Source organism: Paenibacillus sp. AGC31 (assembly GCF_057334655.1).
On the sequence record NZ_JBHFJH010000040.1, the window covers coordinates 14,012 to 26,573 of the forward strand.

Here is a 12,562-nt window from a genome sequence, read left to right on the forward strand (position 1 = left end):
AAAAGGAGTTGTGATCACCATGCAACAAGAAACATTGAACAAAGGGTGGAACTTGGAGAATAGTTATGCGAAGTTACCGCAACCCTTTTTTACAAGTCAGGGCGCAGTGCCTGTTGAATCACCAAAGCTGATCATTTTCAATCGACTGCTTGCATCCAGCCTAGGACTGGATGTGGAGTCTCTTGACAGTGATGAAGGAGCGCAAATTTTTGCAGGTAATTCGATTCCGGAAGGAGCCGAGCCTTTGGCTCAGGCCTATGCAGGACATCAATTTGGCAATTTTAACATGCTTGGAGATGGACGTGCTTTGCTGCTGGGTGAACAGATTACGCCACAGGGCGAGCGAGTGGATATCCAGCTCAAAGGATCAGGAAGAACACCCTACTCCCGTGGGGGAGATGGACGTGCTGCTGTAGGGCCCATGTTGCGTGAGTATATTATTAGTGAAGCGATGTATGCACTGGGTATTCCAACGACACGCAGTCTGGCGGTGGTATCAACAGGAGAAAACATTATCCGTGAAACAGAGCGGCCGGGTGCCATTTTAACCCGGGTGGCTTCCAGTCATATCCGGGTAGCAACCTTCCAGTATGCAGCCAGATGGGGATCTATCGACGATCTTCGGGCGTTGGCTGATTATACGTTGCATCGACATTTTCCTGATGTTGCCCAAGCTGAGAATCGCTATCTTTTGCTCCTTCAGGAAGTAATTAAACGGCAGGCGGCACTCATTGCCCAATGGCAGCGTGTTGGTTTCATTCATGGCGTGATGAACACGGATAACATGGCGATCAGTGGTGAGACCATCGATTATGGTCCGTGCGCCTTTATGGATGCTTACAATCCTTCAACCGTATTTAGCTCCATTGACAGGCAAGGTCGCTATGCTTATGGTAATCAACCGTATATTGCGGGGTGGAATTTGGCTCGTTTTGCCGAGACGCTTCTGCCGTTGCTGCATGAAGATGAAGAACAGGCCGTGCAACTCGCTCAGGATGCTATCGCACAATTTTCTGAATTGTACCATCATCATTGGCTCAAGGGAATGCGTGCCAAACTGGGCTTGTCCGATGAAGAGGCCGAAGATGAAGCGTTGATCAAGGAGCTTCTTGAACTCATGGAAAAGCATAGTGCAGATTACACCAATACGTTCCTGGCATTGACCTTTGATAGGTTGGAAGGGACAGCTTTGTTTGGCACGGCAGAATTTGCTGAATGGAATGAGCGGTGGCAAGCAAGATTGGACAGACAGCAAGGGGCGAAGGAAGTCTCTCGGGAGTTGATGAGAACGAACAATCCAGCCGTCATTCCCCGCAATCATCGGGTTGAGGAAGCCCTTGAGCAAGCGGAGAACCACGGAGATCTTAGCGTGATGCAGAAGCTTTTGGCAGTTCTTTCAGATCCGTTTGCGCACTCACCTGAGCAGGCTGAATATGCCGAACTACCTGCACAATGCAATACTTCGTATCAGACTTTTTGTGGGACCTGATTGAACAGTATGGAATGAAGAGGCTGCCTTGGGCAGCTTTTTCATTTTTTCATTCTGTCATCGACGTTACTTTATAGAGGCAGGTGCATTCATGTCCAACATGTTAAGCAAACAACAATTGGCAGACATCCTTTTACAGCTTTTAGAGCGTACATCTTTCCCTAGGGAACAGATGCAGAACTATGTTAACCGCTTGTTTGAGAGCTTTAAGTGGGATGGGGTGCCTTATGTAGAGGCTGAAGAAGATGCGTATATCGTTCGAATATACGAACGTGGTCTCGTTTCATTGGAGAAACGGGTGAAACAGCCGGATGAAGTCATCTATTGGGTGCTGGAGGATATTATTTTCACCGCGACGCATGTAGGATTGTTGGAACGAAATGGCGTGGATAATAAAGAGACGCATTTGAACTATACAAATGAAGTGATGAAGGACCTGAACAGGGGTGTTCAGGAAGCCTTCCAGCAGATCGGTGATCCGTATTCACATTGGCATCAGGCGGGTAAACGTCAGGAGTTGGAGAGCATGCATAAAGAAAAGTGAGGTGTGTTACATGAGCGAGCAAGATATTAATGATGTATGGTATGACTTTGCTGTGTTATTTGTCGAAAAAAAGAATGAATTTGAACAGGGCTGGGCTTCGTTGACTTCGAACGAGCAGGACATTGCTGCTTTATGGCTGTTAGAGGCGGATGTCTTTAATGGCGGTTTTATACAGTTTTTCTGCAACTGGGGGGAAGAGGTATACCGTTACGCGTTGCGGGCATTACATATCATTGATGCGACTCAAGTCGTGGAGATTATAACGTCAGCATATGGCTGCATTGAGCACTTGAAAGAGGATGAAAGGCTTACTGAACTATGGGATATACCTAAATTCCTGACAAAGGAACAAGAGCAGCAGTTAGATGCGTTAGATCTGCAGTTTTGGAACAATGAGGATCAGGTCGCGGAGAAAGCGTATGGTTATTATCACGGAAAATTGAACATGATGATTATATAATCTGGTTTCAACTGTGCATCCGTGGTTCAGTTCAAAGATTGTATACTTGGTCTTGCAATGACTGAAACGTTCGGCTATACTTGCTATAAATTGAATACATGAATCACGTTGATAGAGCGCAGTAGCGGCTTTGTCCCTGTTACAGAAAGTCAGGGGTTGATGGAACCTGATACATACAAGGGCTGCGAATTACACTCTGGAGTACTTGGGTAATGCCAAGCGGATGGGCAAACGATATATTGCCAAAAGTGGTATGGATAACGTGTTAAGCTCACGTGTTGTCCATGCAATTTGGGTGGTACCACGGTTATGATAATCGTCCCTGTGTCTAATGAAGACAAGGAGGCGATTTTTTTGTGTCCAAAAAAGCCGTTCCAGCGTGTAATTTCGTATTTTAACGTAGATCATGACTGAATCTTGAGGATAGAAAAGGGGTTATACACATGAATATTATTGATGAACTACAGTGGCGTGACGCCATTAACCAGCAGACAGATGCAGAGGGACTGCGTGAGTTGACCGAAACCAAATCAATCTCATTGTACTGCGGCGTTGACCCTACGGGGGACAGCATGCATATCGGACATCTCATTCCATTCATGATGCTGAAACGTTTTCAACTGGCAGGACACCGTCCAGTCATTCTGATTGGTGGAGCTACAGGAACGATTGGTGATCCAAGTGGTCGGCAGGCTGAGCGTTCTTTGCAAACGATGGAGCAAGTGCAGGAGAATGTGGATGCACTGACAGCGCAGATGAAGAAGTTGTTCGTAACAGACGGTGATAATCAGGTTCGCATGGTGAACAACTACGATTGGACACACAAAATCAATGTGATTGAATTCTTGCGTGACTACGGCAAAAACTTTAACCTTAACACAATGTTGGCTAAGGATGTGGTTGCGAGCAGATTGGAAGGCGGAATCTCGTTCACCGAGTTTTCCTACCAGATCCTTCAATCACTCGACTACCTGCACCTGTTCCAGAACGAAGATGTACAGCTTCAAATCGGTGGTTCGGATCAATGGGGTAACATCACAAGTGGTCTTGATCTGATTCGTAAAAAAGAAGGATCTGAAGCGAAGGCGTACGGTCTGACCATTCCACTCATGCTCAAATCCGACGGTACCAAATTTGGTAAAACAGCTGGCGGCGCAATCTGGCTTGACCCGAACAAAACAACACCATTTGAGTTCTACCAGTTCTGGGCGAATACAGATGACCGTGATGTCATTAAATACTTGAAATACTTTACTTTCCTCAGCAAAGAACAAATCGAAGCTTTGGCTGAAAAGGTAGAGACAGAGCCGCACAGACGTGAAGCACAGAAAGCACTCGCGGAAGAAATGACAAAATTCGTTCACGGCGAAGAAATGCTCGAACAGGCTAAGCGTATTACAGCGGCGCTGTTCAGTGGTGATATCCGTTCCCTGACAGCAGATGAAATCGAGCAGGGTTTCAAGGAAATGCCAACATTCGAAACGGACGGGGAAGCGAAAAATATCGTCGACTGGCTCGTAGATCTGGGGTTGGAGCCATCCAAACGCCAGGCGCGTGAGGATGTCACTAAAGGCGCGATCTCCATGAACGGTGAGAAAATCACGGAGCTTGAATTCACAGTGTCGGCAGAGCATGCCATTGGCGGTAAATTCATCATTATCCGTAAAGGTAAGAAGAACTACAGCCTGGTTAAACTTCAATCGTAGTTTCCAAGAATTAGAACGTAACACAGAGACGTATAGAGACTACAATAGACGCACAAATAGAGCTACAAATACAGAAACAAAAAGACCGCCTTCCATCTCTGTCAGGCGACAGAGGGGAGGCGGCCTTTCGTATATCAGGCCAGTGAGTGACCTATCTTATTGATTAACGATCGCTGTGATTTCTTCATCCAGATCAAGTCGTACATTCTCACGGTACGCCCGGATGTTGTATTCACTGTGCAGGTAACGAAGAATCGCTTCAATCATATTGGACTCCACCAGATATTGACTACGGCCTTGAATCCAAACTTCAGCGGAATAACCTGTATCTTCTTCCCAACTCAGTTCTACATTCACATCGGTTGGACGTACACCTTTACGTTCTGCCATATGAATACAGATTGCATTCACAATTTCATCCATGCTCAGAACCATAGAGATTAGTACCGTCCATTTCTGTTATGGTCATCATCACGATCATTGCGACGGTCATAACGACCATCCGCTGCAGGTTTGCGACGATTGGAGATGGCTCTGAAGAGTGCCATAGCCAGCATAACAATCAACATAATTGCTGCAACGTTCACGAGCAATCCAAGGATGTTACCCAGAGCGCCCATGCCACCGAACAATCCGCCAAACATCATACCAGCAAGACCACCAAGCATCATGCCTTTCATGAATCCGCCGCCACCGCCGAAGAATCCGCCACGGTTCGTTGTAGCTGCTCCATTGCTGGAATTGTTATTCGTATTCGATTTGCTTACATTGCTGTCGGATTTCTTAGGTGTATTGCTATAACTTTTTGTACCGGATTTGAATCCGCCACCGCGTCTTGCATCTGCAGAATCCGGATTCGCTACTCCCACTGTTGCGAACAATAATGTAAAGGCCATAAATACCATCATTAGATGTTTAACTCCGAATTTTTTCTTCATTGTAAAGATCGTAACCCCCCGATTAATTTGTTTGAATCGCCCAAAAATGGACCTTACTCATGTAATACGGTCAACTTGCAGCAACGTTTCAAATTTTATTAAATTTCTGAAACGCTTGGACTTGGGTCTTGAATTGCAGCTTGGCCATCAAGCAATTGGGTAACCCAATGACACCATTCCAGGCCTGTTTGTGCGTGCATCAACCCTTTTTGTACCAGGATGTAGCTTCCAAAGTCTCGGTTGCCTACACGAAGATTATCCTGAGGTATACGTGACTTCAGATCCTCGAAATAACGTATGCGTTCCATAAACCAGCTTTTACGCTCGTTAAGAATGCGTCTCATGCTTCCGTCTTCCGCTATGCCAACACACAAAATACGCAAATTAAATTCATCGCGTGTAACAGGTGCGGTAACAGGAGTAATCATCCATTCCAAGAGCTTTTCAATGCCTTTTTCCGTAACTGCGTACATTTTCTTGTCCGGTTTGTCAGACTGTTGTACCCAGCGGGAGGCCAATAACTCATCGTTTTCCATCTTGGACAGGAGTGGGTAGATCTGGCTGTGTTTCGCCTGCCAATGTGGCTGGATTTTCAGCATCAGATCATAGCCCGATGACTCCTCGCGGGTGAGCAGCCCGAGCAATCCGTAGGAAAGTATGTTCATGCACATGTCTCCTTAATATTAGGGCTAGGTCAGAGAGAACAATCGTTTTTACTTTCTTTGACCGCTTTCATAAAAAGTGTACACTGAAACTGTATGGTTTGACAACCTGACAGAACAACTGCCTTAATTTAGACAAAAAAAGTGCGAACCATAAGGTCCGCACTCCAAACCATTTAGAGAGATGCCTGTTGTCCATACCCCTCAGCGACAAGATCAAGCTCACCTGTGGCAGAATCGATAACCATGCCGTGGACGGGTACATTGGGAGGAAGTAATGGATGCTTTTTGATCACTTCCACAGTATGTTTTACCCCTTCTTCAACGCTGTCAAACCCACGCAACCATTTTTGTAAACGGATGCCCGAATTCTCCAGAGTAGTCATGACTTCTTCCGATACACCACGCTCTACCATATGTCCAATCATGGTCTCAGCGTGAAGGGAAGCCATACCACATTCCGTATGTCCCACTACCAGGACTTCATCTGCACCCAATTCATAGATGGCGACAAGTACACTACGCATTACACTCCCGAAAGGCTGAGAGATAATTGCGCCTGCGTTTTTGATGATTTTCACATCGCCGTTTTTCAAGTTCATAGCCTTGGGCAGCAATTCCACCAGACGTGTATCCATACAAGTGATGATAACCATCTTTTTGGTTGGAAACTTGCCAGCCGTATACTTTTCGTATTCTTTGGTCTCGACAAATGATTTGTTGTAAGTCAAAATCTCTTGAATGTTGTTCATGTCCATTGCCTCCTGTTATCCAATACGACGAGCACGGCCACTTGCATATGATGCAGCTTGTCCTACGCGCCTTTGCTTTAATAGTATTTCACGGTCAGCAGATGGCATTACTCCAACCCTTTAGAGGTTGTTCAAAAAGTCCACTTTTGATTACGAATCATGCCTGAGGGCATCATCAGCATCGAAGTTGAACGCCATTTCTATCTTCTCGGTAATGAAAATCAGACTTTTTGAACACGTATCTTAAGGAGAACAATGCAATTTTCATCTGTTAAAAGTTGATTATACGCAATGCAAAAAGTATCATCAATAGGGTATAACATTTTTTTTGAAGAGGTGAACGATAACAATGGATAAACAAACACAGGAACATTTGGAATCCTTCCGTAATCTGGCTCGTAAAATTAAGAGCTATCATGAAGCCATTGGTTTGCTTCACTGGGATCTGCGCACAGGTGCGCCGAAAAAAGGCGTTCCGACTCGTTCGGAGACGCTGGGTATGTTGTCCACCGAAGCATTCAAGCTGCAAACCTCGGCTGACATGAAGACTTACCTGGATGCATTAACGACTCCAGCAGTATTGGAACAGCTCGAAGATATAGATCGTCGTCTGGTTGAAGATTGCAAGAAAGAATATGATCGCAGTCAGTCTGTACCACCTGAGAAAGTACAAGCCTATACCGTGCTCACGGCCAAGTCCGAAACTGCATGGGAAGATGCCAAGCATAACAGTGATTTTGCAGGGTTCTCCCCATATCTGACAGATATCGTTAAGCTCAAACAGGAGTTTATTGATTATTGGGGTGTGAAGGATACACGTTATGATACGCTGCTTGATATGTATGAACCGGATCTGACGGTTGAGAAAGTGGATGCTGTGTTCGCCCGCCTCAAAGCACGTTTGGTGCCTCTACAAGAGAAGATTAATGCTTCAGAAAACAAGCCCAATACAGCGTTCCTGAATCAGTTGTTTGACACCAAACAGCAGGAAAAATTCAGTCTGTTCATCCTGGAACAAATGGGCTATGACTTTGAAGCTGGACGATTGGACGAGAGTGTTCATCCTTTTGCAACGGGTCTTAACCCGGGTGATGTGCGGATCACAACACATTATCTGCAAGATGATGTAGCAAGCGCAGTCTTCAGTTCACTGCATGAGGGCGGACATGCCCTGTACGAGCAAAATATTGATGACAGTCTGGCGGGTACCCTACTTGCCGAAGGAACGTCCATGGGGATTCATGAGTCCCAGTCCCGTCTTTGGGAAAACATGATTGGTCGCAGCCTGCCATTCTGGACACGTTATTACAAAGATTTGCAGCAGCATTTCCCGCAACTGAGCGAGGTTGAACTGGAAGATTTCTATCGTGCAATCAACCGGGTGGAGAGTTCACTCATTCGGATTGAAGCGGATGAACTGACCTATAACCTGCATATTATTATCCGATATGAGATTGAGAAAATGTTATTCAACGATGGTCTGGAAGTGAAAGACCTGCCGGAGACCTGGAATGCAAAATACAAGGAATACCTCGGTATTATGCCAACGAATGATGGAGACGGCGTTCTTCAGGATGTTCACTGGTCTGGTGGTGACTTTGGTTACTTTGCTTCGTATTCTCTGGGTAATATGTATGCAGCTCAAATTCTACATACATTGCGCAAGGAAATGCCGGAATTTGATACCTTCATTGCCGAAGGTAATCTGATTCCAATTAAGGAATGGCTTACAGACAAGATCTACCAGTATGGTAGAAGTCGCACACCTTCCGAATTGATTGTTGCCGTAACGGGTGAAGAATTGAACCCGGATTATCTGGCCGATTATCTGGAAGCCAAATACGCCGAGATTTACAAGCTGTAGGTATCCCATATATACCATATTGAATAACATTTCGAAGAGCTGAAGAGTCGGGCATTATTGCCCGGCTCTTTTTTGCATTTAAGTTCTTAACCTTTTGTTGGGCATCGGCATATCCATAATAGAGAGAAACTGCTGAAACCAGTGAAGGAGGGAAACAACATGAAATACACGCCATGGTTCGTCCGGGGCATCGTTATTCTGCTGATTATCATTGTGGCGCTCACCAGCTGTAATAAGGAAGAGAATGAAGCCAAGATTACGATTGGCGAAGTGACTCGTTCGGTATTTTACGCACCGGAATATGTGGCTGTGGCTCAAGGTTTTTTTGAGGAGCAGGGACTTGAGGTGGATATCCAAACGACTGCTGGTGGTGACAAAACGATGGCGGCATTACTCGCAGGTTCGGTGGATATCGCACTGGTAGGAGCAGAGACGTCCATATACGTCTATCAGCAGGGGGCGGAAGATCCGGTCATTAATTTTGCCCAGCTCACCCAGACGGATGGTACATTTCTGTTCGCTCGTAACACAGAAGATAGCTTCGATTGGGAGCAACTGAGGGATTCCACATTTCTCGGTCAACGCAAAGGCGGCATGCCGCAAATGGCAGGGGAGTTCGCACTGAACAAACATGGCATTGATCCGCAAAGTGATCTGGAGCTGATTCAAAATGTGGATTTTGCCAACATTGCGTCTGCTTTTGCCTCAGGCACGGGAGATTATGTTCAACTGTTTGAACCCCAGGCATCGATCTTTGAACAAGAAGGTCGGGGCAAGGTTGTTGCATCTTTTGGAACAGAAAGTGGTCTTCTGCCTTACACCGGCTTCATGACGAAACAGAGTTATCTTAACGACAATAAGGATATCGTACAGAAGTTTACGAATGGTCTACACAAAGCGCAGGCATGGGTGGATTCCCATACGGCTGAAGAGATTGCTGAAGTCATTTCTCCTTTTTTCAAAGACATCGATCCAACCATTTTGGTAAGCAGTGTGAACCGTTATAAGGAACAGGGCAGCTATGCAACGGATCCGATCATTGATGAGGAAGAGTGGAACAATCTGCTTGATGTCATGAGTTCCGCCGGAGAGTTGAAAGAACGCGTGGATTTGAATGCTATTGTGGATAATGCCTATGCGGAAGAAGCTACGAAATCAAAGTAATGGGGTATTCAGGAAAGGAAGTGAGCAGAATGCCTGAATCCGAAAGTGTGATCCGACTGGAGGGGATCTCTCAAGTATACGTCAGCGAGCGGGAAGCTTCCTTGGTGATTGAGGACTTGAGTCTGGAGATCCAAAAAGGAGAGTTCGTCAGTCTGGTTGGACCGAGTGGATGCGGTAAAACGACATTGTTGTCGATCATCGCCGGGCTGCTCACACCCACCCGAGGAGAGGTTAAGGTTAAAGGCAAACTCGTTGGCGGCCCTTCAGCACAGATTGGTTATATGCTTCAACAGGACTATCTGTTTCCATGGCGGACTATTCTGGATAATGCATTGATTGGTCTTGAACTGACAGGCAGAATGGATGAACGGAGCCGTGAGCGTGTACGGGAACTGCTGGTAAGTATGGGGTTGGCCGGAACGGAGAATCAGTACCCTTCAGAGCTTTCAGGAGGCATGAGACAGCGAGTAGCCCTGGTGCGCACGCTCGCAACCGACCCAGGGATTTTATTGTTGGATGAACCATTCTCCGCACTTGATTATCAAACCAAGCTGCAATTGGAGGATCTGGTCTCGGACACGTTAAAACAGTTTGGCAAAACATCTGTTCTCGTCACCCATGATTTGTCTGAAGCCATTGCGGTTAGTGACCGCGTCATTGTGCTTGATCGTAATCCCGGCCGTATCCGTCGTGAGTTTATTATCCCCGATGGAATTCGGAAGGCTCAGCCGTTTCATGCCAGGGAGCAAGAAGGATTCAATGCGTTGTTTCAGGCGTTATGGAGTGAACTGGATCAGCCCGGGGGAGGTGAGGAAGACGCGTGAATCCAATGAATCCGAAGCAGGAAAAGCGTGACGAATGGATGGGGCAGCTGCATCGGAATCATATTCAGCAGGTGGCCAGATGGCGACATCAAGTGCTTGCCGTACAGTTATCTATGTTAGTATGTATGTTTTTGCTATGGGAAGTGGCAGGCAGACTCCGTTGGATTGATGTACTATTATTCAGTTATCCGAGTAAGGTTTTTGCCCAGATTGGCAAGGACATCGCTAGTGGCGAGTTGTGGGCACATGTTGGGGTAACCGTAGGGGAAACGGCAGTTGGTTTTTTACTGGGAACACTGGTGGGAACCTTGCTTGCGGTTTTAATTTGGTGGTCTCCTTTTTTGTCCAAAGTGTTGGACCCCTATATGGTTGTGTTCAACAGTATGCCAAAGGTAGCACTTGGCCCAATCTTTATTGTGATGTTCGGCGCGGGTTTTACAGCGATTGTTATGACCACATTGTCCATCACGGTCATTATCACGACATTGGTCGTGTATAACAGCTTCAATGAAGTGGATCCCAATTATATTAAAGTTATTCGTACGTTTGGTGGAGACCGTTCCGAGATTTTTACGAAAGTTGTATTACCTGCTTCTTTTCCGGCGATTGTATCGACCTTGAAAGTGAACGTTGGCATGGCTTGGGTTGGTGTAATTGTAGGTGAGTTTCTGGTCGCCAAACAAGGGCTCGGTTATCTGATTATCTACGGATTCCAGGTATTCAACTTCACGCTTGTATTATCAAGTCTGTTAATTATTGCGGCAGTTGCAACAGCCATGTACCAACTTGTTGTCTATGCAGAACGCAAAATGCTGGCTGGCCGCAGGTGATTCGGAGTGTTTTACTCGTAATGTGACCGGGGATGATATTTATACAATTTCACAATGGGTGTCACGTTGCCCGATACCGTAAAATCAAGTACCATATTTAGTATGATTATGCCGCGCAGATCCGGAATGAATGCGATGATTGGAGAAGAGGGCCTTGAGGTTCTGTCGCAACGATCTAACTTGCCAGCGTCCCTCATTCGGGGCGTGTTGCTGTGACCGGCATGCATGCGCATGTCGGTTGATGTCGTCTAGTTTACTTTTGGATGAGACATACTAGTCCTGATAATGAAAGAGGCGACGAGCTGGCTAAGAATTTTTTTGCAGCTTAGAGGAGATGGAATGTTAAATGGGTTTTAGAGTAATTAAAACTGCAATCGCCGCATTAATGGCCGTATTGATTGCAGACTGGTGTCGCTTGCCGGGGCCAACATCAGCGGGATTGCTTGCCATTCTTGGCGTGGATGTAACGAGAAAACGAAGTATTCGCACCATATCGGCGCGGTTCTTTGCTTCCGTAGTTGGACTTTTATTTGCAAGTGTACTTTTTCACTTTCTAGGCTTCCATTATTGGGTGCTGGCGGTATACATATTGATCGCATTCCCGGCTATTGTCCGGGTAGGCTTCAAAGAAGGTATTGTTACAGGTTCAGTTGTGGTGTTTCGGGTGTTCGGCGGCGGGGAGATGGACATGCATGTCATCCTCGTACAAATTGCTTTGCTGTTAATTGGTCTTGGTTCCGCAATGGCGGTTAACCTGGCCTATATGCCGGCAGCAGATCCACAGATGCTGCGCATTCGCAAACGAATTGATGAACTTTTCTCGAAAATTTTCAAGGAATTTGCTGCCACGCTGCGTAATCCCAATGAAGCATGGGCGGGGAGAGAGCTGATTGAAGCAGATCAAGCGATCCTTGGCGGTATCGATGCGGCCAAGCGTTCTCTGGAGAATCAGGTGATTCATCCGAATGAGGAATGGAGTGTCTACTTCTATATGCGCAAAACGCAGTTGGACTCTATTCAGCACATGATGCATCTGGTGTCCCAGATCTATCAGAAGATGCCTCATGCGGAAATGGTATCGGAGCTGTTCGATCAGCTTAGTCAGGATGTACTTACTGAATCCTACACCGGACGAACTGAAAAACTTCTTGCGGATGTGCAAGAAGAATTCAAACGTATGGAGCTGCCGGATACAAGGGAAGAATTCGAGATTCGTTCTGCAATTCTCCAGCTGTGCCGTGAACTCGCGCTGTATCTGAAAGTCGCGAAGAAGGACAAAGCGCCGTCCCCAATCTCGGACCGGTCCCAATCTACAAACGAATAATAGAA

The 12,562-nt window shown here is 46.3% G+C and carries 13 protein-coding genes and 1 other annotated feature; of the genes, 9 read left to right on the forward strand and 4 right to left on the reverse strand.

Annotated elements, in window-relative coordinates; translation table 11 throughout:
- Positions 1–19: 19 nt before the first annotated feature.
- The 4 genes from ACE04G_RS24980 (at position 20) to tyrS (ending at position 4,199) form a co-directional block, all read left to right on the forward strand.
- Positions 20–1,489 (forward strand): protein adenylyltransferase SelO, encoded by a 1,470-nt coding sequence (locus ACE04G_RS24980; RefSeq protein WP_221821713.1) that lies wholly within the window; start codon positions 20–22, stop codon positions 1,487–1,489.
- Positions 1,490–1,580: 91 nt separating this feature from the next.
- On the forward strand, positions 1,581–2,033 hold the full coding sequence (locus ACE04G_RS24985; protein ID WP_221821712.1) for an Imm63 family immunity protein: 453 nt from the start codon (positions 1,581–1,583) through the stop codon (positions 2,031–2,033).
- Positions 2,034–2,043: 10 nt separating this feature from the next.
- Positions 2,044–2,493, forward strand: a complete 450-nt coding sequence (locus ACE04G_RS24990) for a DMP19 family protein (protein WP_221821711.1) — start codon at positions 2,044–2,046, stop codon at positions 2,491–2,493.
- A 99-nt stretch (positions 2,494–2,592) separates the two neighbouring features.
- Positions 2,593–2,820: a binding site (T-box leader), on the forward strand.
- A gap of 116 nt (positions 2,821–2,936) precedes the next feature.
- Complete coding sequence (gene tyrS, locus ACE04G_RS24995) at positions 2,937–4,199, forward strand: tyrosine--tRNA ligase (RefSeq protein ID WP_036672932.1); 1,263 nt, start codon at positions 2,937–2,939, stop codon at positions 4,197–4,199.
- Positions 4,200–4,355: 156 nt separating this feature from the next.
- Here tyrS and ACE04G_RS25000 read toward each other — a convergent pair whose 3' ends face one another.
- The 4 genes from ACE04G_RS25000 to ACE04G_RS25015 form a co-directional block, all read right to left on the reverse strand.
- On the reverse strand, positions 4,356–4,634 hold the full coding sequence (locus ACE04G_RS25000) for a YxcD family protein (RefSeq protein ID WP_017687903.1): 279 nt from the start codon (positions 4,632–4,634) through the stop codon (positions 4,356–4,358).
- A 5-nt stretch (positions 4,635–4,639) separates the two neighbouring features.
- Positions 4,640–5,137 (reverse strand): hypothetical protein, encoded by a 498-nt coding sequence (locus tag ACE04G_RS25005; RefSeq protein WP_221821710.1) that lies wholly within the window; start codon positions 5,135–5,137, stop codon positions 4,640–4,642.
- A gap of 98 nt (positions 5,138–5,235) precedes the next feature.
- A complete protein-coding gene (locus ACE04G_RS25010; RefSeq protein ID WP_036613540.1) occupies positions 5,236–5,802 on the reverse strand; it encodes a PadR family transcriptional regulator in 567 nt (188 codons plus the stop codon).
- 173 nt (positions 5,803–5,975) lie between these two features.
- Complete coding sequence (locus ACE04G_RS25015) at positions 5,976–6,551, reverse strand: beta-class carbonic anhydrase (RefSeq protein WP_036613541.1); 576 nt, start codon at positions 6,549–6,551, stop codon at positions 5,976–5,978.
- A gap of 349 nt (positions 6,552–6,900) precedes the next feature.
- Between ACE04G_RS25015 and ACE04G_RS25020 the strand changes: the two genes are divergently transcribed.
- From ACE04G_RS25020 to ACE04G_RS25040, 5 genes are all read left to right on the forward strand, one after another.
- Positions 6,901–8,415, forward strand: coding sequence for a carboxypeptidase M32 (locus ACE04G_RS25020; RefSeq protein ID WP_221821709.1), 1,515 nt, complete (start codon positions 6,901–6,903; stop codon positions 8,413–8,415).
- A gap of 159 nt (positions 8,416–8,574) precedes the next feature.
- The gene (locus tag ACE04G_RS25025; protein WP_221821707.1) at positions 8,575–9,579 is read left to right on the forward strand and encodes an ABC transporter substrate-binding protein; all 1,005 of its coding nucleotides are present in this window, start codon (positions 8,575–8,577) and stop codon (positions 9,577–9,579) included.
- Between the two features lie 29 nt (positions 9,580–9,608).
- Positions 9,609–10,403, forward strand: coding sequence for an ABC transporter ATP-binding protein (locus ACE04G_RS25030; protein WP_221821705.1), 795 nt, complete (start codon positions 9,609–9,611; stop codon positions 10,401–10,403).
- Between the two features lie 38 nt (positions 10,404–10,441).
- Positions 10,442–11,233 carry an ABC transporter permease gene (locus ACE04G_RS25035; RefSeq protein ID WP_370511416.1) on the forward strand — a complete coding sequence of 264 codons (792 nt, stop codon included), beginning with the start codon at positions 10,442–10,444 and terminating at the stop codon, positions 11,231–11,233.
- Positions 11,234–11,579: 346 nt separating this feature from the next.
- Complete coding sequence (locus tag ACE04G_RS25040) at positions 11,580–12,557, forward strand: aromatic acid exporter family protein (RefSeq protein WP_221821701.1); 978 nt, start codon at positions 11,580–11,582, stop codon at positions 12,555–12,557.
- The last annotated feature ends 5 nt before the right edge of the window (positions 12,558–12,562 follow it).

Excerpts from the sequence above, each read along its gene's own strand:
- ACE04G_RS24980 (WP_221821713.1), top strand. The coding sequence starts at position 20 with ATGCAACAAGAAACATTGAACAAAGGGTGGAACTTGGAGAATAGTTAT.
- ACE04G_RS24985 (WP_221821712.1), top strand. The coding sequence starts at position 1,581 with ATGTCCAACATGTTAAGCAAACAACAATTGGCAGACATCCTTTTACAG.
- ACE04G_RS24990 (WP_221821711.1), top strand. The coding sequence starts at position 2,044 with ATGAGCGAGCAAGATATTAATGATGTATGGTATGACTTTGCTGTGTTA.
- tyrS (WP_036672932.1), top strand. The coding sequence starts at position 2,937 with ATGAATATTATTGATGAACTACAGTGGCGTGACGCCATTAACCAGCAG.
- ACE04G_RS25000 (WP_017687903.1), bottom strand. The coding sequence starts at position 4,634 with ATGGTTCTGAGCATGGATGAAATTGTGAATGCAATCTGTATTCATATG.
- ACE04G_RS25005 (WP_221821710.1), bottom strand. The coding sequence starts at position 5,137 with ATGAAGAAAAAATTCGGAGTTAAACATCTAATGATGGTATTTATGGCC.
- ACE04G_RS25010 (WP_036613540.1), bottom strand. The coding sequence starts at position 5,802 with ATGAACATACTTTCCTACGGATTGCTCGGGCTGCTCACCCGCGAGGAG.
- ACE04G_RS25015 (WP_036613541.1), bottom strand. The coding sequence starts at position 6,551 with ATGAACAACATTCAAGAGATTTTGACTTACAACAAATCATTTGTCGAG.
- ACE04G_RS25020 (WP_221821709.1), top strand. The coding sequence starts at position 6,901 with ATGGATAAACAAACACAGGAACATTTGGAATCCTTCCGTAATCTGGCT.
- ACE04G_RS25025 (WP_221821707.1), top strand. The coding sequence starts at position 8,575 with ATGAAATACACGCCATGGTTCGTCCGGGGCATCGTTATTCTGCTGATT.
- ACE04G_RS25030 (WP_221821705.1), top strand. The coding sequence starts at position 9,609 with ATGCCTGAATCCGAAAGTGTGATCCGACTGGAGGGGATCTCTCAAGTA.
- ACE04G_RS25035 (WP_370511416.1), top strand. The coding sequence starts at position 10,442 with ATGGGGCAGCTGCATCGGAATCATATTCAGCAGGTGGCCAGATGGCGA.
- ACE04G_RS25040 (WP_221821701.1), top strand. The coding sequence starts at position 11,580 with ATGGGTTTTAGAGTAATTAAAACTGCAATCGCCGCATTAATGGCCGTA.